A 25,352-nucleotide genomic window follows, 5' to 3' on the forward strand; every position below is an offset into this window, starting at 1 on the left:
ATTCAACGTCATGCCAGAAACTGGAAGACTGACATGTAAAGTTGTGGTAGCAGATTATCGTTGTATTCACAGGTATTACGAAGGAATATCAGATACCGCCCTCTCCACAATGACACAGCCCTGCTCCGCCAACAGCACATCACTCGCACACGGAAATATCGACTAGGGTATTGAATCCGCTGGTGGGCTGTCCGTAATAATACGGTCAATAGCCTGCCATGAAGCGTAATTGGAAGGAAATACCTTATCTAATTTTGAGTGATCCACCACAATTAAGCTCTTGTTCGACCGTTGAATCATGGTGTTATAAATCATACCGCAATCAATCAACGCTTCGCCGGTCAGCTGTAACGCCGCTGGCTCCCAGGATGGCATAATCTGCCGAATATTGTTCAGAGATTTGTTTGAAGCAGTGAGCGAGAATGGAGCAGCGGATTTGTAGGTGTTCAAGTACTTGTTCCACCATATCCAGCCCTTTCAGGTGGGGGTGGCGCGCGGCGAATTGCTGAAACTCTTGCTCATAGAGCAGGCGTCTGAGCAGATTTTTTTGCCAGGGGGCTGGCCTGTGGCCAGAGATCCTCAAGTACATTATCGAAACTAAACATGGTGATTTCTCCTCCCATCTTGCCGATGACAGTATAGGCCGAAGATGACGCTTACATTTCATTACAATGAATAAACGACACTTTAAGACGGGAGAATGATCACAGTTAACGTATGGTTAGCCGCGCAGGTTGTGATCGATGGACGGTTTTTAAATGACAAAATTGTCATCTGGCGAGCCGCTTTCTGTCTCTCTGCGCGCTGTAGACTAGCGGTATTTCTTCCCGGACGCATGATTGCCATGAAATTACTTCACTCAAGGCCATTTCAGATAATTTGCCTGTTGGTGGGCTTCTCTGTCGTTTATCTCCTTTTCTTTCGCCAAAGTAGCGTCGCTGCCACGCCGCATAAATCCGCCAGCCCGCTGGTGAGCCTGGCGCAGGCGCAGGTAAAAAATCTGCCGTTAATGCTGACGACGCAAGGCCATGTGGTGTCGCTCAACCAGGTGGATATCCAGTCACAGATCACCGGTACGGTGAAAACCGTGGCGTTCAGGGAGGGGGATTTTGTTCAGCAGGGGCAGCTACTTTTTACGCTGGATGATAGCACCCAGCAGGCGGCGCTACGCCGTGCTGTAGCCGCTCAGGCGGAATCGCGCACTTTGCTGGATAAAGCGCAGCGTGATGTCGTCCGCGGACGCGGGTTGAAAGCACAAAACTACATTTCGGCCTCCGACTGGGACACGTTGCAAAGTGTGCAGCAGCAGTACAGTGCTCAGTACACCGCCGCGCAGGAGGATATCCGTACCGCGCAGGCGCAGCTCGGTTATACCCGCATTTATGCTCCAGTGAGTGGTAAAACCGGTGCGTTGAATGTTCATCCGGGGAGCCTGGTGCAGCCCGGCAGCGCTTCGCCGTTGGTGAGCGTCAGTCAGTTTGACCCTATCGGGGTATCGTTCACGTTGCCGGAAAAAAACCTCAATGCAGTACTTGCGGCACAATCTCAGGGGCCGATCGCGGTATCAGTCAGTAATGCCAAAGGTGAAAAAGTCAGCGGCACGCTGGATTTTATCAATAACACGGTGAATACCGAGACTGGCACCATCGCGCTAAAAGCACATTTCGCTAATGCCGGGCGTCTGCTGTGGCCGGGAGCCTTTCAGTCGGTCACCGTTGAAGCGGGGGCCGAGCAAGTTGTTGTGCTGCCACCGCAGGCCGTTCAAAACGGCCCGGATGGGCATTTTGTCTTCCTGGTAGATAAGCAAAACCAGGCGGTCACGCAGCCGGTTAATCTGCTGCGGATCCAGCAGTCGATGGCGGTGGTGGATGGCCTCGCGCAGGGTACAGCGGTGGTGGTGGAAGGGGCGAATAACCTGCGTCCTGGCGTGACCGTGGCGGTAGCGAAAAACGTGGGGCAGAACTGATGAAATTTGCTGAGCTCTGCCTGTCCCGCCCGATTGCGGTGATGCTGCTGTGGCTGGCGGTGATCGTCACGGGTGTTATCTGCTGGACAAAACTGCCGGTGGCGGCGCTGCCATCTTTTGATATGCCGACCATTCGCGTCAATGCGTCATTGTCCGGCGCCAGCCCGCAGACGATGGCCTCGTCGGTGGCGACGCCGCTGGAAAAGAATTTGTCCACGGTGCCAGGCTTGTCGATGCTCACATCTACCAGCCTGCAAGGGGCGACCACGATTGTGCTGGAGTTTGATCCCTCGGTGAATATCGACTCCGCAGCCGTGGATGTGCAGTCGGCGCTCTATCAGACCATGAAAAAGCTGCCGTCGCAGATGACCACGCCGCCGTCATTTCGCAAGGTAAACCCGGCGGATGCGCCGATTGCCGCGATTGCCATTGATTCGCCCTCCATGACGCTGTCCGATCTTAACCGTCTTACTGACAACCTGATTTCGCCCGCGCTGTCGACCATTAAAGGTGTGGCGGAAGTGACGGTGATTGGGCAAAAACGCTATGCGGTGCGGGTGGAAATTGACCCGGAGCGGCTGGCGGCAACGGATCTGACCTTAACCGATGTGCAGGCTGCGCTGAAAGCAGCCAACGCCAACTCGCCAATTGGTGAACTCGACGGCAAACGGCAAATGATGATGCTGCAAACGCACGGCGATCTGATGAACGCCGCCGATTTCGCCAATGTGATTATCGCCACCCGCAACGGGCAGCCGGTGCGTTTGTCGGATGTTGCCAGCGTGCAGGACAGCATCGAAAACGCGCTGAGCTACAGTGCGGTTAACGGACACACCGCTATCGTGCTGAGCATTAACCGCCAGCCTGGGGCGAACATTGTTTCTACGCTGGATGCCATCAACCAGTTGCTGCCCAAATTGCAGGCGCAGATGCCGCCGTCGGTCAACATGCAGTTGCTTAATGACCGCTCGTTATCGATTCGCCAGGCCATTCATGATGTCAATATCACCCTGGTGTTGACGATTGCGCTGGTGATTATGGTGATCATGCTGTTCCTGCGTCATTTCCGCGCCACGCTTATCCCGGCGCTGAGCGTGCCGGTGTCGTTATTGGGAGCGTTTGCCCTGATGTATGCGCTGGGTATGAGTCTCGACAACATTTCCCTGATGGGGCTGACCATCGCCGTTGGGCTGGTGGTGGATGACGCGATCGTGGTGCTGGAAAATATTATGCGCTATCGCGAGCAGGGAGAGACAAGCTGGCGCGCCGCACTGCTTGGCGTGCGAGAAGTGGCTTTCACCGTGTTGTCGATATCGCTGTCGCTGGTGGCCGTATTTATTCCTATCTTCTTTATGCCGGGCACGCTGGGTTTGCTGTTCCATGAGTTCGCCTGGGTGGTCTCGCTGGCGATTGCTGTCTCGGCGGCTGCGTCACTGACGCTTATTCCGCTGCTGGTGCCGATGCTTATCAAAAAGAGCCACGCCGAAGCCGCGGAACCTGCCTGGAGCCGGGCATTCGAGCGCGGCTTCGATGCGGTGCTGTGCCGTTACAGCAAGGCGCTGCACTGGGCGGTGAATCATAAATTATGGATGGTACTGGCGGCACTGGCGACCGTGGTACTGACCGCGTTGCTGTATATCAGCGCGCCAAAAGGATTTTTCCCGCAGGAAGATATTGGGCAACTGACGGTAAATATCGATACGCCGCAGGATATGTCCTATGACGGGCGATTAGTGGTGGCGCAACAGTTGGGCAAAACGCTAGTCGCGGATCCGGCGGTGAGCGCAATGCTGACTAAGGTCGATCATGACACGACGCAACTGGTGCTGACGCTTAAAGATCAGTCGCAACGCCCACCGATGGCACAAGTGATTGCCCAAATGCGCGCAGAAACCCAGTATCTGCCCGGCATCACGCCGTTCTTTAGCGCGGTGCAGAATCTGAAAGTGGGCGGTCGCTCAGCGAAAAGCAGTTATCAGTACACCTTGCAGTCGGTCAACAGTGGTGATGGGCTATCGTTAAATGACTGGGCCAACAAGTTAATGGACGGCATGAAGAAAACCGGCGTGTTTGTGGGTATTAACAGCGATGCGCAGCTCAACGGCTTGCAGGCAGATTTACAAATCGACCGCAACAAAGCCTCGCTGATGGGCGTCGATATCGATCAGATCCGCAGCAATTTGTACGCCGCGTTTGGTACGCAGCAGGTATCGACAATTTATGCGCCGGAAGATAGCTATCAGGTTATCATGGAGGTGAACAATGCTTTCCGGCAAAACGAGAGCGATCTGTCGAAAATCTATGTGCGTTCGTCGGCAAATACGTTGCTACCGGTAACCACTTTTACGCATGTGACGCGCAGCCAGGGGATCACGGCGGTCAACCACCAGGGGCAGCTTCCGGCCATTACGGTTTCGTTCGATCTGGCGCCGGGTAAATCGCTGTCGGACGCCACGCGCGCCATTAATCAGGTGCAGCAGGATATCCAGATGCCGGGTTCGGTGTTTGGCAGCTATGCCGGGCAAGCGGCGCTGTACCAGCAGTCCCAGAGCAGCCAAATCTGGTTGATTGTCATTGCGCTGGCGGTGATCTACGTGATCTTAGGTGTGCTGTATGAAAGCTGGATCCATCCGCTGACCATTTTGCTGGGTTTGCCATCGGCGGCGGTCGGCGCATTGTTGGCGCTGCGGTTGCTGAATCTCGATCTGACGTTTATCGCCATGATTGGCATTTTGCTGCTGATAGGTATTGTGAAAAAGAACGCTATCATGATGATAGACTTTGCGCTTGCGGCTCAGCGTACGCAGGGGATGTCGCCGCATGATGCAATTATTCAGGCCTGTATTCAGCGTTTTCGGCCGATAATGATGACCACGCTGTGCGCGATGATGGGGGCGCTGCCCATCGCGTTTGGCTGGGGGGCGGGCGCTGAGCTACGCCAGCCGATGGGTGTGGCGGTGGTCGGCGGGTTGCTGTTCTCACAACTGGTTACCCTGTTTATTACGCCTGTGTTTTATCTGTTGTTCGCAAGCGTTGGTGACAAGCAAGCGCAGTTGCGCGATCGGGTGGAGGCATAATGAGATTACTGCTGGTCGAAGACCAAACTATGGCCGCTGACTATATTGCCAAGGGGCTGAAAGAGAATGATTTTGTCGTCGATGTTGCTAACGATGGCGTCGATGGCCTGCACTATTTGCTGACCAATGAATATGACCTTGCGATCCTGGATGTGATGCTGCCGGGGATGAACGGCTGGAAAATCCTTGAGCTGGTGCGTCAGGCGGGCAGATTAACGCCAGTGATGTTTTTGACCGCGCGTGATGATGTGGATGATCGGGTGCGCGGGCTGGAGCTGGGCGCGGAAGATTACCTGATCAAACCATTCTCTTTTAGTGAACTGCTGGCACGCGTGCGGGTAATTATGCGGCGGCGAGCGGCACATACGCCGGTGGTGGATGAGTCGGTAATGCAGATAAGCGATCTGCAACTCGATTTTCTTAAACACCGGGTAATGCGCGGTGGTAAACGCATTGAACTGACCCAGAAAGAGTTTATGTTGCTCAGCCTGTTAATGCGTCGCAGCGGGGAAGTGCTGTCGCGTACGGTGCTGGCGGAGCTAGTATGGGATATGAATTTTGACCCGGAAACAAATGTTATCGATGTGGCGATCCGCCGCCTGCGCAGCAAAATTGATGACGGCTACGAGGTGAAGCTGTTGCACACGTTGCGCGGCGCAGGCTATGTGCTGGAAGAGCGAAATGATGCTGATCCCGCGTAATTTCCCTATTACCCTGCGGCTGACGCTCTATTTTTCCATCGCCATGGGGCTGGTGTTGTATATCGTTTCGGGTCTGTTGTACTCCACCATGCGCAATCAGTTGAGCCAGAAGGACGAAGATGAGTTGCGCAGTACACTGCGCTTTCAGCAGGAGATTGCCGCCACTATCAGCGAGCGCCAGGGGCCGAAAGATCTCTGGCAGCAGGAGTTGTTTGAGTTCGTGGCGCGTCAGGAACGCTTGTCGCTGCGCATTATCAGCCCGGACGGTAAAGTGTGGGCGCAATCGAGCAAGATGCGAGTGCCGCAGGAAGATTTCCCCACGCCGTCTCCGGAGTTTAGTTATACCTCGTGGCGCTACCATAAGCACGAGGTCAGTGAAAAGTACCTGATTGCCTCCACCAATTTCGTCCTTAAAGACAATCAGTCGTGGCTGGTGCAGGCAGCGCTCAATGTGTCGCAAAACAACGAGATTATTGAAGATTACTGGACGCGCATGCAGGGTGTGGTGGCGCTGGCGATTGTGCTATTCGCCGCCATTGGCTACTGGCTGGCTCGTCGCGGGCTGCTGCCGCTGCGTACCATGAGCCGTGAGATCGCGCATATTCATGCCGCAGATTTACATACCCGTCTCTCCATACAAGATTGGCCTTCGGAGCTGAACACGCTCTCCGCCTCGTTCGATGGTATGATGATGCGGCTGGAAGCCTCGTTTGCCCAATTGACTCGCTTTTCTTCGGATATCGCGCATGAGTTGCGTGGCCCTATCAACAATCTGATCTCAGCCGCCAGCGTCACGCAAAGTAAAGCGCGCACTGCGCAGGAGTATCACGAAGCGCTGACCGCTATTGTCGAAGAGGGAGAACGTCTGTCACGAATGATCTCCTCGATGCTGTTTCTGGCGCGTGCAGACAATAGCCGTGAACCGTTGAAGCTTGAATCACTTAACAGCGCAACGGAGTTCGCCCGGCTGGTGAATTTCTACGATGTGCTGGCAGAAGAGAAACACATTACGCTTACCAGCGAAGGTGAAGTGACGTTTTACGCCGATCCTATTCATTTGCAGCGTGCGCTCTCTAACCTGTTGTCAAACGCATTACGCCATACCCCTGCAGGCGGGCATATCGTGCTCAGCGCAACGCAGCAGGCTAACGATGTCTGGCTCAGCGTAGTGGATAATGGCGAAGGCATTGACTCGCGTCATCTGCCGCACATTTTCGATCGTTTCTATCGCGTGGATGATGCACGCAGCAAAGCGGAGAATACCGGTCTGGGGCTGGCGTTAGTGAAAACCATCGCCGAAATGCACGGCGGTAAGATCACGGTGACCAGTGAGGAGGGCAAGGGCAGTCGCTTTACGCTGGTGCTGCCGCAGCGCAAGCCAACCTGACAGAATTGTCATCCAGGCGTTGAGTGAGAGTCATCATAGCAGGCGGATAATGGGCATTATCCGCTCCTCACTCAGGTTTACGTTATGCAAACACACTCTTTGTCTGATTCCACGAAAACACGCTTCAGCGCTTATGCCTCCTATATTCGCCAGTTTATCGCTTCCCCGCGCACGGTGGGGTCTGTGGTTCCGTCATCGGCTGCACTGTGCAAAACAATGATGAATCAGATCGACTGGTGCGACAGCCTCGTCGTTGCCGAACTGGGGGCGGCAAACGGCGTACTAACGAAAGGGCTACTGACGCGGATGCGCGCAGACGCCCAGTTAGATGCGTACGAAATTAACCCGCGCTTTCTTCAACAACTGGGGGCAATTAACGACCGACGATTGCAGGTGGTTGCCGCCTCGGCGGAGCAGCTTCTTCGCCCTTACGACGCTATCTTCTCCTGCTTACCATTGTTATCGCTGCCGGTGCGTGTGGTAACGCGGATTATGCGACAAATCCATCAGAGTCTCTCGCCGCAGGGAACCTATATTCAGTTTCAATACAGCCCGCTGTCAGAGAAATTATTGTCGCGTTATTTCTACTGGCAACGCGTCGTGGTGGTGAAAAATGTACCGCCTGCTCTGGTTTATATCTGTACGCCACGAAAAATTAACGAAACCTCTATTTAGCGAGATAGCGATCATGAACTCTGTACAAAAAAATACGCCGTGGCTTAATAAAGTCCCGGAGGTCACGGTAATATTTTGGCTGATAAAAATGATGTCGACGACGGTTGGGGAAACCGCGGCAGATTTTCTGAATATGGATTTAGGCTTTGGTCTGATTAATACATCATTTGTCGTCGGCGGATTGCTGGCGGTGACACTTTATTTCCAGATGCGCGCCACGCGTTATATTCCGGTGTTGTACTGGCTGGTCGTGGTGTTTATCAGTGTGTTTGGTACGTTGGTTACCGATAATTTAACCGATGCCTGGCATGTGCCGCTGGCATGGTCTTCAGCCTTTTTCACGCTGGCATTGATCACGACCTTTGCTGTCTGGTATCGCCGGGAAAAAACGCTCTCTATCCATCATGTCGATAGCGCAAAACGTGAAGGTTTTTACTGGCTGGCGATCCTCTTTACCTTTGCGCTGGGCACCGCGCTGGGTGACTGGCTGGCGGAAGGATTGAGCATGGGATATGACGTTACTGCCGGCTTTTTTGGCCTTTGGTTGCTGTTTATTGCTGCGGCACGGTTCGTTTTCCGGGCGAACGCGGTGTTCTGTTTCTGGGCGGCGTATATTCTGACTCGCCCGTTTGGTGCGGCCTGGGGCGATTTGTTATCGCAACCGCTGGAGAATGGCGGCTTCGGTTTTGGCGCCAATGTTACCAGTGTCATTTTCAGTACCATCATTGTTGTACTGGTTGGAGGACTTTCACTGGTGGAATACCGCAAACCAACGCAAAAGCGTTAATCACCTTGTGTAAGGGCGCCGCTGATGGGCGCCTTTACACGTTTAACCCACACATCCCAGCCGATAACCAAAACCACGAACGTTCTCCAGTAGCAATGTGACGCCAGGATCGCTTAACTTGCGGCGTAAGTTGCTGATATGCCCATCTACCGCTCGTTCGCTGCCATCGAGGTCTGGCAGACAGTGGTGCAACAACTCTGAACGGAAAAATACACGCATTGGCTGGTGAATAATATGGCACAGCAGCCAGTATTCTGTGGCGTGAGCAGTGCGGAAATCTCTTTACGCTGGCTGCCTACAAACACCTGGTGCGTGTCGCGATGAATTTCCACCGTGAGGGCGTTGTATGTCTGTGCGTTCTAGCTTGCAGCAGGTAGCAGGCGACGGCGGATCACATGCAGGCGTGCAACCAGTTCGGCGATGCTAAAGGATTTCACCAGATAATCCTCCGCGTCAAGGTTGAGGGCATTCACCATATCCTTATCGTTATTTAGCGTAGAGAGGACGATTACCGGCACCGTGCTTTGGCGTTTTATTGCTTGCAGCAATTCCAGACCCTTTTGCGGCGGAGATTCAATAACAATAAAATCAGATTTATTAATTAGCGTGAAATTAAAACCGTGATAGCTGTTTTCGAAAATTTCACGCGAAAATTTTATTTTAATATGCCGACGAATTGTCGGTATGTTTATTGGCATAGGCTATTAAGATGGTTGGTTTATTTTCTTGTGGCTGCATTGCTTCACCTCTTGTTGTCAGAAGATTTCCCGCCAGGCGGGTTTATTACCTGCAATTATCACCGTCTAATAATTAGAGGGTCTCAACGTCAACATGACAATATTGTCATGTTGACGTTGGACTCGCGTCACTACGCTAATGAGATAATTCTTCCGTCAACTATTCCTGTCGGGAGATACCACAATGAAACGAAATATGATTTATCTGCTGCTGATCATTTCTGCACTATTTACATTCGGGCAAACCGCCGCGGAAGCCAGAGTGAATAAAGTTGGGGAAACCTGGGTGCTTTCACCCGCTGCCTGGCACCCTAACCCGAATAAAATCCATGAAAACTATCCCTTCGATTTAAATGAAAAATCGACCGGTGATACGGACTCTGCAAAGCTACTTTCCACACAGAAAAAAGCGCAGTCGCAACAGGATTCCCACACTGAGGTGTTATTCACGGAATGAAAAAACGTCCAAAGATAGCTACCGGGTTAGGATTTTGCCTGCCTGTGCTGATAGCTGTGCCGGTGGTGGCCTGGCTAACCGGTTGGCACTGGCAGGCGGAAGCACAATCGCCACAACTCGGTTTTTTCTACTTACTCACACAGACGGTGAGCAACCCCGTTGGGGTGTTCACTGCCGTCGTGCTGTTGGCTGCGTTACTGTGGGTGCTGAAACCGGGTAAAGCGCATCGGTGGAAATGCGCATTGCTGATTATGGCACCGATTGCGTTGGGACAGGTGGCGGTTAGCGTGTTGAAACGAGTGGTACAGGAACCACGTCCCTATGTGATGTGGCTGAACCATGATCAACCGCAGGCGGTTGCGCAATTTTACAGTGAAGAACCGGCGAAGCGAGGTATGACCGTGCTGAATACGCTGCATGATAACCGCGCGATCCCTAGCTGGCAGCAAGATCACTGGGCGAAGGAGAGCACCTGGTCGTTCCCGTCGGGGCATTCGATTTTTGCCGCGGCCTGGGCGCTGCTGGGCGTTGGCGTGCTGTGGCCGCGAAAACGCTTTCTTGCTGCGTTTATCCTCACCGCATGGGCTGCCGGCGTACTGGTTAGCCGCCTGTTTTTAGGTATGCATTGGCCGGTGGATTTACTGGCGTCTATTGGCCTGGCGTTTATCCTCACTCGTCCGTCGGTGGTTGCGATAAACCGCTATTTGCCGCCACCGGGCGACAACATTCTGTAAGAGGAAAAAAAGCCCTCTCCGGGCGGAGAGGGTTACAGTTTCAGAGGGTGCCGCGTTCGGCAAGATCGAGGGCGAAATAGCTGAAAATCAGATCCGCCCCTGCGCGTTTGATGGCGCCGAGGCTTTCCAGCACCACTTTGTCTTCATCAATCGCGTCTGCCTGAGCGGCAAACTTGATCATCGCGTATTCTCCGCTCACTTTGACCTGCTACCCGATGATTAACATATTATGATGCCAGCAATGTCCGCTGCTGGCACTGAGCGGACCGGCGCGAAGATCGATGTCCGCTGTGAGCGAAGAGCGGAACTTCGCGATTAATCTCGCAGTCAAATAGTTGCATTACTCACATTACGGCGTATTAATCAATGGAGAGCAGATCAATAAGAACAGAAATAAACATTCCAAGCATTACTACAAGTCTGACATTAGAGCCAAACACATAATCCGTTCCCAGTGATTCACAAAAGGCGAATTATTGATTATTGTTTGAAATATAAGGTGTTTAGCAGCATTTTTATCTACGGAGATTGGTAGTACTGAGTTATATAGAGCTAAAAGCACAACTAACCTCGCACCAGCTTCTTTAGAGTATCTTAAAGATAAATCAAAATCGTTAAAATGTTTTTCCACTCTTTGTTTATGTGCATTATCCCAATCAGCAGGTGGCGAAACAAAATACTCAATAACTCCAGGCTCATCATTTTTGCCAACCAAGTATCTAGCCGATATCCACTGTTCATCATAATAACGGCTATCGTCTAAATAGGGATGTATTATCTGTTCTGCTTCATTTCTTGCAAAAGCTTCCCCTTTACCATCCATATTACAATCTCGACAAGCTGGCACAAGATTAACAGGCAATATAGAAAACTGAGGATAGTGAGCTTTAGGCAAATAATGATCTAAATTTCGAGGTCGCCCAATCCCACCACAAAATGGGCATTTTTCATTAGCAGCAGTCATCAGGGCATCATAAATAGTTCGAGCAGGCTTTTTCTTCCCAACAACATAATTTCCATAAAGCTTAACAAAGTCAGATTTCTTTAACCGACCTACAACAATAGGGTCTTCCTCATTTTTTATTTGCAGTGGTTGTATTGTATAAAGTTCACCAGTTAATGCCGATGCATTGTATGAAGCTGCCAATGTTTGCAAATCAGTTATTGCTTCATTCACTTTCAGCAACAAGCCCGGATTACCAGTTATGCCTTCGCGGCAGCTAGTCAGCATATCGGCATATGTATAAGCAGGTTGTTTAAGTTTTAACATCACTTAACACTCCGATCTCTGTGTGTGACAAGCGCTTTTAATAGAGCTCGGGCTTCAACACCAAGCTGGTTACGATACTCATCGACTATATCCTCATATGTTCCACCTGACTTAACAGATTGGACTAATAAATCGTGAAAACCGGATTTAACTACTTCAAGACCAAATACCTCTCTTGTTAAGATTCCTACATTCTCACCAAATGTTTCAATGTCTGGCCTGCGAGATTCGGTAGACAATCTTGAACGATTGATTTTCCAAACACATCGTTTAGGGACCTCTTGAAGTACCACAGGTGAGTGAGTTGCAATAATAGAAACACCATTTCTATCAAGTAGCAAATCAGACAGTGCACGAATAAAAGCAGACAGCAACGGTGGATGAAGATGGCTCTCTGGTTCATCAATTAGCACTAACGTTTTTTCTTCCACCGTTGCAACTAAACGTGTAAGTGTTAATAACACTACCGCATGACCGGAGCTCATTCTTTTTATACGTTTCCGTGCATTACTAACGAGCATCTCACCATTATATCCTGCTAGATTTTTCAGCTCCATGCTTGCAAAATTTTCATCAGACTCCAAAGTATCAATAGCCTGCAGCCATCTTTCACGCTTAGGAATCTGGCTAAAGCATAGCGTCAAAGCTTGTAGAAAGTCTTCATGAATATCATTTAGTCCTTTCAGCGACTCTCCTTTTTTTTTCAAACCTATATAGAAGTAGCAAGTTCCCTTTGATGGATCAGGCTGTTCACTTGGTGGCTCGAATGGATCGAATGCGCTAAATGACACAGAGACTAAACTACTAAAGTAATCATTATCAATCGGATCATCACTCCACCCCTCCAGATCATAAAATTTTGCATTCGACGTACCTTTACTGGTAACAGCTTCAATCATTCCGTTTAGAATTGTCGTTTTCCCCACACCATTACGACCTATGATCGCGTGAATATTGGTGCTTGGTTTTTCTCCTACTTTCACCTTAAATGATAATTCGATATCGGAAATCTTGTCTTGTGCAGGGCGAATGAACTTGAACTCAAAATTAGTCAGTGGATTCTTTCCCTCAAGTACTCGCGCAAACTGCCCTTTAATAACAGACAAACTAACATACCGAAGCAAAGACGTTTTAAAGACCTCCTCATCCTTAACAAGATCTATAAGTTCTGGCGCATAAGCAATATCTTTGAGCGCCTCAAGTAATGAAACTTTGACGGATTCTGGTAAATTCGAAATTTTCTGATAATAGTCGACATCCTGACCAACGGAAAAATATCCTTCTGGGAGAATTCTAAACCTGCTTCCTAACGTGGAGTAAGTTGATTTTTCAGTAGTTTGTCCTTGAAAGCCAATCTTGACATTCCCAATATCATGCCGTTCACCTTTCTGATCAAACAGATACATGTAAAACATTGTAATGAATGAAAAGTCATTCCAACGATCCACATGCAGGTAAGCCGTACTAATACCTGCGGCAGGAATACGTTGCTCTCGGGGTACAATAATGATTTCCATATAATTTCCGAAAACCTTTTTTTGTTTAGATTCACCTAATTATATCAAAAACAACAACAGATGTGTAAATATCTTCTGCGAGAAATTTAAATATAAAAGAAAACTCAAAAATTGTTTTTGCGGTTACGCTACTAATTAAAAGAAGTATCTTCAGGAGTTCTAATTATTAGTTGAAATAATTTACATATGAGACGCAGTTGGACTTTTGACATAATAAGATTCTAGCAAAGGCAGCTTCTGGCCAAAAGCAGTCTTTCGGGTTTAAGACCTACAGCCTGACACTTCCGAATCTAAGTGGTCGAATTTTATTAGTGATGGTGGAGTAATCTGCAAATGGGTAGTCAAGTCAAATGGAACTATGTATCCATTAGTATTTGCGGCTAATTAGATGTAAGATATTAACGTCTAATGTAGGAATGTTCCATTCAGGCCAGAGCGTCAAACAAAGCCCGAACTTACCAGTCGGGCTTCTTTATGTCGGTTTTCAGTGTCGCCTGTACCACGGCTAAAATGATTTGTCCGGTCAGGACTGTGTCCCATCATCCAGGGTCAAATTTCTCAATCCTCAGTCCTCCTGGTGTTATCATGTTTTAATGAGTCACTAGTAATACATGAGTATTATTCAAAGCATATTATGTATTAGGACTAAGCAATCTAATTGAATACCATTACTTTTTTTTATTAAACCATGCCTCATGTAGCTCTTGCAGTTTCACCCAAAAATATGCATCTGTATTGAAAATTATCGCGAGTTGAAAAGCTTCCTCAAGAGTTATATTTCGCTCATTTTTTATTATTTCCAAAATTTTTTCATATGATGTATCCATCAGTTCAGCAAGTCTTGCGGGAGGCATATCCAATGGTTTCAAGAATTCTTCGTATAAAATCTCTCCGACAGTTGAAGGTGCAGCATTTATCGTCCTCATCCCCCCTCCTTTTTTTTAAACGTCATCGGATTCATTATAGTAATTTGTTTAGCTAAACAAATCATAGAGTAAGGTTGGTTTAAGTGTTTTTCTTACTCAAATTCGATATATCCGCTGTCAGGAATGAATCATTTGCAAACAGTAGTTCTTATAAAGGTTAGCTAACCAAATTTATAAGTCATCTACAATCCTCTGTTATTTACATTTTGTTTCATTTTATTTATTGCTATTTAGTTTAGCTAAACAATCTATTTCATCATGTATAATCTGTGTATTTACCCACAGATTCTGTTGATAATATTGTGCATAACTTGTTTGTTAATTTTTTATTATATGACACTTGAGGGGCTGCTTTATGACATATGAGGGGCGATTTCATGACACTTGAGGGGCTACTTTATGACATATGAGGGGCGCATGTGGATATTTTTCCCCTTAATAATCATTGCTTTAATTGAGTTTTGCACACCCCTCTAACCAGATCTTTAACCTTATATATAACCAAAAAGATTAAAGGAATTATTAAAACCTTACTGTGATTCAGAAATTGGTCAATAAAACCAATTTCATATGAAGTTAGAACCCGATGAATAAAAACCCTGTTGACATTATTCTTTTTGGCAGTAAGTTTTAATTATTCTCAATTCATAACGTTGGTTAGCAAACTTTAGCGCCTAAAATTTTAGCCGCTAAAATCCTCAAATTTCTACTGAGAGATGGGTTCTTCGATGAAATCAGTTATGCCAGAACTTATAACCGTTGAAGAGTTGGCTTTTGCATTAAAGAAAACTGTAAAAAGTATCCGCAGTGATGCAACGCGAAATCCAAAATGTCTTCCACCAAGATGCCGTCTTCCCGGTAATAAACGTCTTCTCTGGCGTAGAGAGGATGTTAAGGACTGGATAGATAAATCTGTTGAGTCAAAGACAGAAAATGACGATATAGCGAAAGAGATAAATAGGTTTCAAAGGAAACGTGGCAGGCCGCTAAAACCCAAGCCGCGAGAATAAAAATATTCCTTGGGGTATTCAGATAAGTTTCCTTTCAATAAACACATATGCTGCACACTTTTACACGACTAATACTGCACAAATGCTTTACGAAAACACACTGAGTACACAGGAATACACAATACGTACACAGATTCACAACGGCAAATGTAGGGCAGGACATGTAAAGTAGGCCCACCGTAAACGGTGCTTCTACTTTACCTTCCCTTATTCGCAGCTGAGCTGCTCAACGGAGTCCTGCTCTGCGAGGCTGATCGGCTACCGCCTGTATGGAGAATGATATGACCGTTTCTCAGACTAGAAAAAATAGTACACCAATTAAAGTTTATTGTTTGCCAGATGAAAAAGCGCAAATCCAGGAAAATGCAGAAGCATCTGGCTTAAGTGTAGCGAGTTTCATTCGTAAAGTAGCAATGGGTTATCAGGTTGAGTCTATGGTAGATATTGAACAGGTTGTAGAGCTTAGCCGAGTAAATGCTGATCTTGGTCGACTTGGTGGGTTACTTAAACTGTGGTTAGCTAACGATCCACGCACAGTTGATTTTTCACCCTCATTGATAAAAACGTTGCTTGCTAAAATAGAATCAACCAGACAAGAACTAAGAAATATTATGGATAGAATCTTGGATAAATAAATTTATGGTTTCCTAAATATCTGTATTTGTTAAAAGTACGAGTTTTCAATATTAATAATCAGTTAAATTTGAGGTGGGCAAATGAAGTTAATGCTCCGAGTATTTTCATCACTGAGAGGGATTTTAGCAGCTAAAAAATCATTAGCAGCTTCCTTTCTGGCGTCCATCATGGCATTACCGGCGACAGCCGGTATCCCTGTAATCGATGGTACTAATGTGGTGCAGACCACAATCAGCGCAGTCAACAACGTTCAGGCTGTGGCAAAACAGATCCAGCAGTACCAGACGCAGCTGCAGCAGTATGAAAACATGCTCAAAAATACAGTCGCACCTGCAGCCTATATCTGGGATCAGGCCAATTCGACCATCAACAAATTGTTGCAGGCGCAGGACACCCTTAATTACTACAAAAACCAGGCCGGGAGTCTTGATTCATATCTGAAACGTTATCAGGACGTGAATTACTACCGCTCATCACCGTGCTTTAACAGTAATGTTGAATGTACTGCGGATGAAATTAGCGCACTGCGCAAAGCTGAACAGAACAGCTCTGAGGCACGTAAAAAGGCCAATGACGCTGTATTTAAGGCTCTTGACGAACAGCAGGAAACACTGCAAAGCGATGCTGACAACCTTGCAGATTTGCAAACGCAGGCAACCGGCGCACAAGGGCAAATGGAAGCTATTCAGGCCGCTAACCAGCTTGCCAGTGCTCAAACGAACCAGTTGCTGCAAATCCGCTCGCTTCTGGTAGCTCAGCAAAACGCTGCAGCAACACTGGCACAGGCTGAGGCTGATAAAGAAGCCCAACAAATAGTCGCTGATGAAAAAGCGTTAGCTGGCGAGAACACACCAAGCCCGAAGCGAATTTGGTGAGGGAGAGCTGAATGAAAGATAAACTTTTGGTCATTTTTATTCTAATAATTTCATTAATTCTATGCTCTTGCGATAAAAAAGATGAAGGTTGTTTATCGACGCCAGAGAATAAATTGAACGAACATAACTACGATAAATGTGCCCTGCGTGGCAATAACAATCCTAGCCCTAAGCGAGAATGGTAATTATGAGAATAGTAAGCAAGCTCACTTTTTTAGGAATGGTTTTTTTGTTTTCTGTAAATGCTTATGCTGGTCAATTAGATAGTAGCGGATTACTTGATACGTTATTAGATAAGTTTCAGCAAGTAGCCAGCACATGGTCATTAGTAATTGGTGATTATGCAAATTGGCTCTTCTGGGGGCTGGTATTAATAAGTATGGTTTGGACATTTGGTATGTTGGCGATGCAAGGGGAAGGTTTAATCAGTGCACTTGCAGAAATAGTTCGTTTTTTTGCCGTGATTGGTTTTTTTTATTATCTTTTAATCAACGGCCCAGCCATATCACAATCTATAATTAACTCAATGAGACAACTTGCAGCAAATGCTTTAGGAACAAGTACTGGTATTTCACCCTCCAGCATAGTGGATATGGCATTTGTGATATTAACAAAGGTCAGTTCAGCAGCATCAATTTGGTCTCCAATGATTTCGACCATTATGATAACCGTCGCGATAATAGTATTAGTAGTAATGGCGCTTATCGCGATAAATATGCTAATAATGTTAGTTTCTGCATGGGTGTTGTGTTATGCAGGAGTTATTTTGCTTGGGTTTGGTGGCTCGAAATGGACTTCTGATATAGCAATAAATTACTTACGCACAGTATTATCGATTGGTATTCAGTTATTTACGATGACATTAATCATTGGGATTGGGCAATCATTTATAGATCAGTATTTTTCTATTATTAAAAATGATATTCCTGATCTTAATAGTCTTATTGTTTTACTTCTGGCGTCAATTATTCTTTTAGTATTGACGAATAAATTACCGTTGTTGTTATCAGGCGTTGTTGGAGGAGCGTCCTTACAAGGGATCGGTGGTTTTGGAGCAGGTATGATTACTGGCGCTGCTACTACTGCAATCAGTGGCGCTGGGGCAATGGCAATGAGTGCTACAGCTCAAGTCAGTGGTGGTGCTTCCGCTCTAAAAGCAGCATTTGAATCTGCACAAGCGGCGATGGCAGAAGAATCTGGTTCTGGTGATAAAGGTGGTTCAGGTGGAGGATTTGGCGGAGGGGAAGATACCGGTTCCGTAGATACTTCTGGAGGACAACCATCAGGCGGTTCCGGTGGTTCTTCTGCAGGGAGTAATACAGGTAGTGTCAGCGGAGGAAGCCAGGGGTTTGCTTCATCATTCTCACGAGCTGGCCGCATGGCTTCTCACATGGCGAGCGGGCTGTCTAACGGAGCTTCGGAGTATCAGATGATGAAGGGAAGTACTAATTCTATCCGAAGACAACAGACCGTTGGTGGGGAAATAGCGAATCAAATACGTAAACACACAGCCGATCGTCAGACTAACCACGAACAGGATGAGTTTGAGGGTGATAGTTTAACTGGCAGTAAAAAATCTTGATTTAGGCGCGTCAGTTAGCGCGGTAACGTTAACTGACGCTTCCACTAAACACCTGTAAGGAGGTGGATAATGGCTGATTATAATAGCTTTGTTTTGGAAGGAATAAAAATTATTTTTGCCGATAACAACAAGGAGTTTATTAAAGAGATTTGTGAACCATTGATAAATATTCTATGCATCGAAGAGTATTATTCTGCTACGGGAATTTATAATTATGATGATGCTGATGAGCAAACGGAGTTATTGAAAAAAGCAATTTTTAGTTATAGGAATAATCATTGAGAAGATAGGCTAACATAATGTTAGCCTTTTTCTTATTTTTTCGATTTCTCTAAATGGTGATTTAAAATCTCTGCTTTTGCCTCTTCATAAGTTAGCTTACCTCTTATAACTTCATCCTTTATTTTCTGGTAAAATTCTGACCCGCGAGGATCTTTACCTGATAAATATAAGCTAGCCTCTGCTTTCCTAAATGCCTCAATCCTTTTTCTCTTCGTGGTCTCATCCATTTTCATTACTACCTATGTTTTAGTCAGTTGATGAGGTAAATGATATCATTTCGATAACTTCTATTCCTTTAGAATTAATTCTGTAGCATTCGTTTTTCGATTTCCTGATGTATGAAAATGAATCTTTTTTTGTATTGCAATCTGTCTTAGAAAAAGCATCAAGTAAAAGAAAAGACTTCTGATGCTCTGGTATTATCTTTATTGAAAAAACACCAATGAATAATAATGCAATTGCTGTCGATAATAGATCTGCAACTCTTAAGTAGCTATTCGAACATATAAGTATTTTTTTAAACCATATCATTAAAATTAGTTTTGCTCTATTAATATCTTGTGCCATTGTTTTTGCAATGTATAATAGATTCTTTTTATTGGATGAAGTTGATTTTTTATTTGTTTTTTGCATTGCTTTGAACATGGTTACGATACCGAAAGCTAACCCGAAAACTAACAACATAATAACTTTGAAATCAACCTCTTGGTTTTTTTTAATCGTCTCTCTTAGCATTGCAGAAAAAGGGAGGGTCAAAATTGCCGCGTAAAAGCATTGATAAGCAGTAATTCTTCCAAAGTATAAGTATATGAAAATGCTAAGGCCATAAATGGATAGAGATAGAGGAATGGCCATTGCGAAAGCATAACCATAAGATGAGTATATTAAGTATTCCGGTTGAATATCGTAATCAAAATTAATTTTATGTTTTGCATACCACATACAAATTGAAAAAATCAATACTGTTCCAATCCATTTAATGATGCTGTGCTCAATCATTTTATTGACGATTGTTTTTTTGTTGTTATAGGCACAAAAAATGAATGCTACCGAGAGGAATAATCCACAAACTAAGAAGGTTTTATCTTGAAGTAATAATGGGAACTTCATGATTACAATGCAAGCAATCAGCAAATATATAATGGATACAATATTGAAATCAAAATTTGCAATGTGTTTTCTAATGTAACGCATAAGATATCCTTTATTTCAACTTTAACGCTAAATCCTCAGCTTTTGGATGATAATACCGCATTAGCATTCTCGGGTCTTTATGCCCCGTGATTTTTGTCAGCTCGTGCATGGGGAAAATCTCAGCCAAGCGAGAGGTCGCTTCATGCCGGAGATCGTGAAATCTTAAATCTTTGAGGAAGGTGTCATCACATTGAGGTTTAGCTTGTTCATATCTTTCTCTGGCGCGCTTTACAGCTCGATCAAAAGCGCGGGTGATCGCATCGGCACGCATTCCAAAAACCTTGTCATCAGCTTGTTTAGAACGCTCCTTTAGATTGGATAGTACCATAACAGCCTTTGTGGATAAGGGGACATCGCGAGCATTACCATTCTTAGTATCCGGCAGATGTGCAACTCGCCTATCAAGATCGATAAAGCGCCATCGAAGTTCTGCAATTTCGCTACGGCGCATGGCTGTCTCTAACGCCAGAAGAATGATTGCTGGCAATACTAATGAATGTGTTGCGGCAATGATATGTTCGATCTCGTTGGCTAATTCCTTTCCTGACGTAACACCGGTTTGCTCAGAAACTAAAGGCAGCGCTTCCAGGCGTCTGGTCCTTGAGTTCTTGGGTTGGGGTTTGCGAATGGCCTCTACGGGGTTCAGCAGGCTCTCCATGCCCCATTCTTTCCGCGAAACATTGAATACATGAGAAAGTAAGGCCAAACGCCTTAAAACGGTTGCAGGAGCATAAATTTTCAACCATTCATCTCTTAGCTTGGCGACATCGGCACTCCTGATGCTGGCCATATAGTTTTTTGCCAGCTGAGTGCCTTTTAGTATCCGCACCAATGATCGGTCTTGCACTGCTCCTTTTTTGTCGGGAACAATCTCTTTTTCATAGCGCGTTAGGGCTTCATACAATGTCGTAGATTCCGCTTCGCTGCGGCTAAGCCAAACTCCTCTCGCCATTTCTGACTCGATCATTTTGGCCCAAGCATCTGCTTCTACTTTGGTGTTAAAGGTTTTGGTTTGAGAGGGAAAACCACGTTTACGGATTTGAGCTTCCCATTGGTAGTTACCACGTTTGCGTATAGTCGCCATTTCTGTCTGATTCCTAACGAACTGTGGCAATATTGTGGCAAAAAATCTATTTAAATTCGATAGGTATTGATTTCAAAGGACCAATTTACGCATTCGTAATGCGAAGGTCGTAGGTTCGACTCCTATTATCGGCACCATTCTAACGTCTCCCCAAGTCTACTAAAGTTCACTGAAACCCCTTATACTCTGCGACTTGAAGCCCCTTTTAGTATTTCTACGTCTACTAAAGTTCCCTGAAATCTACGGTCGTTTGGGGGTACTTATGGGGGTATTTGCTGTTCGGTCTAGAGGAGGTACCCCCAAGTGAAACTAAACGCCCGGCAGGTGGACACCGCCAAACCTAAAGATAAGCCTTACAAGCTGGCTGATGGTGGTGGTTTGTATCTCCTGATTAAACCTAATGGCGGCAAATACTGGCGGCTCAAGTATCGTGTAGCCGGCAAAGAGAAGCTGTTAGCGCTGGGTGTGTATCCTGAAGTCACATTGGCCGATGCTCGGGCAAAACGTGAAGAAGCCAAAAGGGGTATCGCTGGGGGTATCGATCCTATGGAAGCTAAACGGGAAGAGAAGATCGCCCGTGAAACGCAGTTAAACAACACCTTCAAAGATATTGCCCTTGAGTGGCATAGCAGCAAACTAAAAAAATGGTCTGCTGGGTATGCTTCAGACATCCTTGAGGCTTTCAACAAAGATGTGTTCCCTTACATTGGCAAAAAAGCAATAGCCGATATCAAACCGCTTGAACTGTTGAATGTGCTGCGGCGCATTGAGGGGCGCGGCGCTACAGAAAAGGCCAAAAAAGTTAGGCAGCGCTGCGGGGAAGTTTTCCGTTACGCAATAGTCACCGGCCGTGCTGAGTATAACCCCGCTCCGGATCTCACCAGCGCCATGCAAGGGCATGAGTCCAATCATTATCCTTTCCTTACACCGAAAGAATTGCCTGATTTCTTCAAGGCGTTGTCAGGATATACAGGAAGCGCTTTAGTAGTTTTGGCCGCTCGTCTGCTGATTATCACCGGCTTGCGTACCGGCGAACTCCGCGGGGCATTTTGGGATGAAATCAATATCAGTAAGGCGGTCTGGGAAATACCCGCCTCACGCATGAAAATGCGTCGCCCTCATGTGGTGCCGTTGTCCAGGCAAGCTCTTACGCTAATTGGCCAGCTCCAAGAGCTAACAGGCAATTACCCGCTTATGTTCCCTGGCCGTAACGATCCGCGAAAAACAATGAGTGAAGCCAGCATAAACCAAGTCTTTAAGCGGATTGGCTATGACGGAAAAGTCACCGGGCACGGTTTCCGGCACACCATGAGTACCATCCTTCACGAACAGGGCTACAACACCGCGTGGATAGAAACGCAGCTGGCACACGTCGACAAAAACTCTATTCGAGGAACGTACAACCACGCTCAGTACATAGACGGCCGGCGTGAAATGCTTCAGTGGTATGCAGACTATATGGAAGCGTTGGAAAACGGCGAAAATGTAGTGCATGGAACGTTTGGGAAAAGCGCTTAACTGTATGTATAGACAGTGCTAATTGACAGTAGTAGACTTCTGTAGACTATCGTTAGCAGGAAGCTTTTATGCGAGAAAACATCCTCAACATGCCCCATCATCTTCGCCGACAACGTGTGGTCACTGCTGAGCAGGCTGCAATGGCTATGGCTGGCGTGTACAGTTGTTCACGCTTAGATGAGTTGAAAGCTAAATTCCCTCCTGAGATCTACAACATTGCTTCCAGTTACTTGAGGATAATTTTGAGTGCTGTAAACGCTGAAGAACTACATCCCAAGAGAACATGGTCTAGCTCACCTGGCGGAGATATCACTGGAGCTGATTTTTATTCCAATGATATTTGGCCTTGGGCTGTTAAAGAAATATCAGCTACAGATAGTTGGTTTGGATGTGATCCAGATAGCTCTAGCGAAAAGTACCAGCCTTTACGAAGCGGGTGGGGCGACTTTGCTGGTAAAGATACAGCGTTAAAACTGATCGCTGGAATGGCTATTGCGCTTGAAAAATCAGGGGGCAAATATGTTCGTGGTAAAAATTTGAACAAATCCGAAGTTGCTAGAAGTGCTTCAAGAAGCATATTGGAGCATGGCGATGGCATCGATGTGACAGATAAGGCATTGACTATGCTAATTAATGAAGCTCTGAATACATACGCTTCTAAATAGCTCGTAAGGATTTCCAAAAAGACGATCCTCAGGTTCTAAAACTTCTGGCCGTATTTCTATTTCAGTGGAGGCGCTGCTTCCAACTGATTTACCGTGACTTCCACAACTACCCGCATGTTTTTGCTGAAATATACCTCGTAGACCACATTAGACTTCGAGAGGTATATATGTCCCAATCCCTTATCCGCTTACCTGAAGTTCAGCGCAGAACCGGCTATAGCAAGGCTTGGATCTATCGACTCATGGCTGAGCAACGTTTCCCCTCATCCATAAAGATTGGTACTCGAGCAATCGCTTTCATTGAAAGCGAAATTGATGAATGGATTAGTGAGCGCATTGAATCGTCACGCAGCCAAACGAACTGAGATTCCGTGAGCAGAGATAATTTGCGAGAGTTTGCACTTCGGATCTCGCAGAATAAGTTTGTCGCGACAGCTCACTAAACAATTCAAAAAGGTTAATGCCATGAAGAACAACTATGCCCGTCTGGGGCAGGGCTTCGCTCACCCTAAAAACTCCTTGCCTTGTTATTCAACTGAAGGGTATGCTTTAAAAGCACCAGCAAAATCTGGTGCCAGGATTGGCGTCCTGAATGACTGTATGGCGACACATGACGCGCCAAGCGTCTTTTTTTGTGCCGTTGATCCGTCTCACCTATTTTCACGCGTTGTGGTTCAAAACCGCTCTGCTAGCAAAATTATGGTGGGCTGGGTGGGGGCGGAGAAATCCGCGCCGGAGTCCATACAGTCCGGTTACGCCAACCCTGCTCAGTCCACCACCAGTGAAATTGGCGTTTCCGGTGGTGGTTATCAAGACCACTGTATGGAGGCTGCCACATGGCTACTACCCCAACCCAAAAACTGCCCAAATTCACCTGGCTTTTCCTCGGTACGCCGAAAGGCCGGACCTGCACTCCCGTTGTTATCCGCATCGTTGCCGACAGTGAGCAAGAAGCCCGCGAGTTTTATTCCCGCTGGGATCTTATCTTTGCCGCCAAAATTCGCTCTGAATGTTCGCTTTATCAGTACAGCAGCGGCGCGTTTGAACTGGATGTTGCGAAAATGGGAGGTAGCCATGTTTAACCTCCAGACCCTGACAGCTAAAGCCCGCGAGCTGCGCGGCAACGTGGTAAAAGCCACTACCACGAAAGGCACCCGCACCATGACGCCCGTTTACGAACGGGAAGAGCAGCGCAAACTGCGCGAACGCATCCAGCAGACCCAGCCGGACTGGGTTTTACTCTGGTGGGATATTGCGACCGTTACCGGCTGGCGTACCAGCGACGTGTGCAACTTCCGTTACTCCTGCATCAACTGGGAAACCGGCATTGCAACAATCATCGTAGCGAAGCAGACCAAAGCAGCGGAAGCCAGAGCGACCCGGAAGGGGATCGAGATTGTTCGCCAGCAGCGCAAGGACGCTGCCCGGCTTGCTGGCGATCACATTGGGTACATGCACTGGGATAGCGTGAGCTGCGACGAACTGGCCGCCGGCATGACGGAAGAAGAACAGGCGATCGTGTTTGAGCTGGTGGCAAAGGCTGAAGTTAAGCACGACACCAAACAGCTGCCGCCGGGCATCATCAAACGACTGCGTGAACGCATGGAGCGTAATCTTATCGGTGACGACCTGGTATTTTCCCGCAGCCAGATTGAAAGTAACCGCTGCCAGTCTCTGGAAGGTAGCGTGAGCCGCCAGACGATCTGGAAGAAACTGCACAACGTAATGCTGTGGTTTACCCGAGTGGTAAACACGCGTCTGCGCCTGAGTGCCTATTCCAGCCGCAAGATTGCCGCCTTTAATCTCATGTCCGCCGGCGGCGAACAGGGTTTGCTGGTCGCCTCTGAAATGCTCGGGCACAGTAACCCGGCAATCACCCGAACTTATCTCCAGTTAGGCAGTAAGGCCTCCGCCATTCAATCCCGCCTGGCCATGGAGGTATCTGTATGAAAATGGTTATCCAATTTTGCCGTCTCGGCGCTTTTGCCGATCACGTATCGGAGCAATTAAGTAGCGCGCGATATTGTTTTGCCAGCCAGTCATTAAGGGACGGGGAGGGGAAATTATGACTCCTGTTTACGATCTGGTTCGCCGGGCCGACGGCAAAAACGTTTTCAGTTTCCCGGCCGGCGGCCGCTATCTGGTGGACACGTCAAACGGTCTTCAGTCGATGCGCCCCCTTATGGACGACGAGATCATTTTTACGGTGGAGAGTGCCGCGCGCTTTCTGAGGAAAATTGGTTATCAGGTAATCCCGCCAGCGGCGTGAGGT

Annotated in this window: 28 protein-coding genes and 4 pseudogenes; 21 read left to right on the forward strand and 11 right to left on the reverse strand. The window is 47.2% G+C overall.

All coding sequences use genetic code 11. The features are described from left to right. Positions 1–162 precede the first annotated feature (162 nt). Positions 163–375, reverse strand: coding sequence for a hypothetical protein (locus tag AC0TNG_RS11835; RefSeq protein ID WP_473713222.1), 213 nt, complete (start codon positions 373–375; stop codon positions 163–165). A 16-nt stretch (positions 376–391) separates the two neighbouring features. Further along, positions 392–605 (reverse strand): annotated as a pseudogene (locus AC0TNG_RS11840) (GNAT family N-acetyltransferase); the annotation flags it as partial. A gap of 239 nt (positions 606–844) precedes the next feature. Between AC0TNG_RS11840 and AC0TNG_RS11845 the strand changes: the two are divergent. The 6 genes from AC0TNG_RS11845 (at position 845) to AC0TNG_RS11870 (ending at position 8,593) form a co-directional block, all read left to right on the forward strand. Further along, positions 845–1,966: an efflux RND transporter periplasmic adaptor subunit gene (locus tag AC0TNG_RS11845; protein WP_267217173.1), complete on the forward strand. Its 1,122-nt coding sequence runs from the start codon at positions 845–847 to the stop codon at positions 1,964–1,966. Beyond that, positions 1,966–5,043 carry an efflux RND transporter permease subunit gene (locus AC0TNG_RS11850; protein ID WP_267217172.1) on the forward strand — a complete coding sequence of 1,026 codons (3,078 nt, stop codon included), beginning with the start codon at positions 1,966–1,968 and terminating at the stop codon, positions 5,041–5,043. Before AC0TNG_RS11845 ends, AC0TNG_RS11850 begins: the two co-directional genes overlap by 1 nt. Continuing rightward, positions 5,043–5,744, forward strand: coding sequence for a heavy metal response regulator transcription factor (locus AC0TNG_RS11855; protein ID WP_267217171.1), 702 nt, complete (start codon positions 5,043–5,045; stop codon positions 5,742–5,744). The genes AC0TNG_RS11850 and AC0TNG_RS11855 overlap by 1 nt, the downstream gene beginning before the upstream one ends. Then, the gene (locus AC0TNG_RS11860) at positions 5,725–7,131 is read left to right on the forward strand and encodes a heavy metal sensor histidine kinase (RefSeq protein ID WP_267217170.1); all 1,407 of its coding nucleotides are present in this window, start codon (positions 5,725–5,727) and stop codon (positions 7,129–7,131) included. The genes AC0TNG_RS11855 and AC0TNG_RS11860 overlap by 20 nt, the downstream gene beginning before the upstream one ends. A gap of 99 nt (positions 7,132–7,230) precedes the next feature. Next, positions 7,231–7,806, forward strand: a complete 576-nt coding sequence (locus AC0TNG_RS11865; protein ID WP_085803545.1) for a class I SAM-dependent methyltransferase — start codon at positions 7,231–7,233, stop codon at positions 7,804–7,806. Continuing rightward, positions 7,745–8,593: a COG4705 family protein gene (locus AC0TNG_RS11870; RefSeq protein ID WP_323748655.1), complete on the forward strand. Its 849-nt coding sequence runs from the start codon at positions 7,745–7,747 to the stop codon at positions 8,591–8,593. The genes AC0TNG_RS11865 and AC0TNG_RS11870 overlap by 62 nt, the downstream gene beginning before the upstream one ends. A 42-nt stretch (positions 8,594–8,635) precedes the next feature. Here the strand turns inward: AC0TNG_RS11870 and AC0TNG_RS11875 are convergent. Next, a pseudogene (locus AC0TNG_RS11875) lies at positions 8,636–8,842 on the reverse strand (winged helix-turn-helix domain-containing protein); the annotation flags it as partial. A 110-nt stretch (positions 8,843–8,952) separates the two neighbouring features. Then, the gene (locus tag AC0TNG_RS11880) at positions 8,953–9,291 is read right to left on the reverse strand and encodes a response regulator transcription factor (RefSeq protein ID WP_267217168.1); all 339 of its coding nucleotides are present in this window, start codon (positions 9,289–9,291) and stop codon (positions 8,953–8,955) included. A 223-nt stretch (positions 9,292–9,514) separates the two neighbouring features. Between AC0TNG_RS11880 and AC0TNG_RS11885 the strand changes: the two genes are divergently transcribed. Together AC0TNG_RS11885 and AC0TNG_RS11890 are read left to right on the forward strand one after the other, a co-directional pair. After that, the gene (locus tag AC0TNG_RS11885) at positions 9,515–9,787 is read left to right on the forward strand and encodes a hypothetical protein (protein ID WP_267217167.1); all 273 of its coding nucleotides are present in this window, start codon (positions 9,515–9,517) and stop codon (positions 9,785–9,787) included. Continuing rightward, positions 9,784–10,521, forward strand: coding sequence for a phosphatase PAP2 family protein (locus tag AC0TNG_RS11890; protein WP_267217166.1), 738 nt, complete (start codon positions 9,784–9,786; stop codon positions 10,519–10,521). Before AC0TNG_RS11885 ends, AC0TNG_RS11890 begins: the two co-directional genes overlap by 4 nt. A gap of 40 nt (positions 10,522–10,561) precedes the next feature. Here the strand turns inward: AC0TNG_RS11890 and AC0TNG_RS11895 are convergent. From AC0TNG_RS11895 to AC0TNG_RS11910, 4 genes and pseudogenes are all read right to left on the reverse strand, one after another. Next, positions 10,562–10,723 (reverse strand): annotated as a pseudogene (locus tag AC0TNG_RS11895) (porphobilinogen synthase); the annotation flags it as partial. Between the two features lie 210 nt (positions 10,724–10,933). Beyond that, on the reverse strand, positions 10,934–11,791 hold the full coding sequence (locus AC0TNG_RS11900; protein WP_097751240.1) for an HNH endonuclease: 858 nt from the start codon (positions 11,789–11,791) through the stop codon (positions 10,934–10,936). Continuing rightward, a complete protein-coding gene (locus AC0TNG_RS11905; protein ID WP_000402610.1) occupies positions 11,791–13,308 on the reverse strand; it encodes an AAA family ATPase in 1,518 nt (505 codons plus the stop codon). Before AC0TNG_RS11905 ends, AC0TNG_RS11900 begins: the two co-directional genes overlap by 1 nt. A 668-nt stretch (positions 13,309–13,976) precedes the next feature. Then, the gene (locus tag AC0TNG_RS11910; RefSeq protein WP_001575470.1) at positions 13,977–14,234 is read right to left on the reverse strand and encodes a HigA family addiction module antitoxin; all 258 of its coding nucleotides are present in this window, start codon (positions 14,232–14,234) and stop codon (positions 13,977–13,979) included. Between the two features lie 728 nt (positions 14,235–14,962). On the opposite strand from AC0TNG_RS11910, the gene AC0TNG_RS11915 reads away from it, so the two are divergent. The 6 genes from AC0TNG_RS11915 (at position 14,963) to AC0TNG_RS11940 (ending at position 18,619) form a co-directional block, all read left to right on the forward strand. Further along, positions 14,963–15,244, forward strand: coding sequence for a hypothetical protein (locus tag AC0TNG_RS11915; RefSeq protein WP_000843928.1), 282 nt, complete (start codon positions 14,963–14,965; stop codon positions 15,242–15,244). A gap of 281 nt (positions 15,245–15,525) precedes the next feature. Next, complete coding sequence (traJ, locus tag AC0TNG_RS11920; protein ID WP_000218774.1) at positions 15,526–15,879, forward strand: conjugal transfer transcriptional regulator TraJ; 354 nt, start codon at positions 15,526–15,528, stop codon at positions 15,877–15,879. Between the two features lie 81 nt (positions 15,880–15,960). Then, the gene (gene trbJ / locus AC0TNG_RS11925) at positions 15,961–16,755 is read left to right on the forward strand and encodes a P-type conjugative transfer protein TrbJ (protein ID WP_001373492.1); all 795 of its coding nucleotides are present in this window, start codon (positions 15,961–15,963) and stop codon (positions 16,753–16,755) included. An 11-nt stretch (positions 16,756–16,766) separates the two neighbouring features. Then, complete coding sequence (locus AC0TNG_RS11930) at positions 16,767–16,940, forward strand: hypothetical protein (RefSeq protein ID WP_165761718.1); 174 nt, start codon at positions 16,767–16,769, stop codon at positions 16,938–16,940. A 2-nt stretch (positions 16,941–16,942) separates the two neighbouring features. Continuing rightward, positions 16,943–18,337, forward strand: coding sequence for a P-type conjugative transfer protein TrbL (gene trbL / locus AC0TNG_RS11935; protein ID WP_074428595.1), 1,395 nt, complete (start codon positions 16,943–16,945; stop codon positions 18,335–18,337). A gap of 69 nt (positions 18,338–18,406) precedes the next feature. After that, positions 18,407–18,619 carry a hypothetical protein gene (locus AC0TNG_RS11940; RefSeq protein ID WP_023338107.1) on the forward strand — a complete coding sequence of 71 codons (213 nt, stop codon included), beginning with the start codon at positions 18,407–18,409 and terminating at the stop codon, positions 18,617–18,619. A 32-nt stretch (positions 18,620–18,651) separates the two neighbouring features. Here AC0TNG_RS11940 and AC0TNG_RS11945 read toward each other — a convergent pair whose 3' ends face one another. From AC0TNG_RS11945 to AC0TNG_RS11955, 3 genes are read right to left on the reverse strand one after another with little or no spacing between them, the layout of a single operon-like run. After that, positions 18,652–18,852, reverse strand: a complete 201-nt coding sequence (locus tag AC0TNG_RS11945; protein WP_064589656.1) for an antitoxin VbhA family protein — start codon at positions 18,850–18,852, stop codon at positions 18,652–18,654. Between the two features lie 13 nt (positions 18,853–18,865). Continuing rightward, positions 18,866–19,813, reverse strand: coding sequence for a hypothetical protein (locus tag AC0TNG_RS11950; RefSeq protein WP_267217165.1), 948 nt, complete (start codon positions 19,811–19,813; stop codon positions 18,866–18,868). Positions 19,814–19,823: 10 nt separating this feature from the next. Beyond that, entirely contained in the window at positions 19,824–20,897 is a 1,074-nt protein-coding gene (locus AC0TNG_RS11955) for a site-specific integrase (RefSeq protein ID WP_000201381.1), read from the reverse strand. A 303-nt stretch (positions 20,898–21,200) separates the two neighbouring features. Between AC0TNG_RS11955 and AC0TNG_RS11960 the strand changes: the two genes are divergently transcribed. The 7 genes and pseudogenes from AC0TNG_RS11960 to AC0TNG_RS11990 all read left to right on the forward strand — a co-directional run bounded on the left by AC0TNG_RS11960 (position 21,201) and on the right by AC0TNG_RS11990 (position 25,349). Beyond that, positions 21,201–22,415, forward strand: coding sequence for a tyrosine-type recombinase/integrase (locus tag AC0TNG_RS11960; protein ID WP_048209331.1), 1,215 nt, complete (start codon positions 21,201–21,203; stop codon positions 22,413–22,415). Between the two features lie 68 nt (positions 22,416–22,483). Next, entirely contained in the window at positions 22,484–23,080 is a 597-nt protein-coding gene (locus tag AC0TNG_RS11965; protein ID WP_047072699.1) for a hypothetical protein, read from the forward strand. A 167-nt stretch (positions 23,081–23,247) separates the two neighbouring features. Continuing rightward, positions 23,248–23,445: a helix-turn-helix transcriptional regulator gene (locus tag AC0TNG_RS11970; protein WP_047072697.1), complete on the forward strand. Its 198-nt coding sequence runs from the start codon at positions 23,248–23,250 to the stop codon at positions 23,443–23,445. A gap of 235 nt (positions 23,446–23,680) precedes the next feature. Further along, positions 23,681–23,869 (forward strand): annotated as a pseudogene (locus tag AC0TNG_RS11975) (ash family protein); the annotation flags it as partial. A gap of 47 nt (positions 23,870–23,916) precedes the next feature. Further along, positions 23,917–24,162 carry a host cell division inhibitor Icd-like protein gene (locus AC0TNG_RS11980; protein WP_059443829.1) on the forward strand — a complete coding sequence of 82 codons (246 nt, stop codon included), beginning with the start codon at positions 23,917–23,919 and terminating at the stop codon, positions 24,160–24,162. Further along, positions 24,155–25,030, forward strand: coding sequence for a tyrosine-type recombinase/integrase (locus AC0TNG_RS11985; protein WP_014830795.1), 876 nt, complete (start codon positions 24,155–24,157; stop codon positions 25,028–25,030). The genes AC0TNG_RS11980 and AC0TNG_RS11985 overlap by 8 nt, the downstream gene beginning before the upstream one ends. A 115-nt stretch (positions 25,031–25,145) precedes the next feature. After that, positions 25,146–25,349 (forward strand): hypothetical protein, encoded by a 204-nt coding sequence (locus AC0TNG_RS11990; RefSeq protein ID WP_020686326.1) that lies wholly within the window; start codon positions 25,146–25,148, stop codon positions 25,347–25,349. The last annotated feature ends 3 nt before the right edge of the window (positions 25,350–25,352 follow it).

It is taken from the genome of Enterobacter sp. PL_is514 (assembly GCF_055816715.1).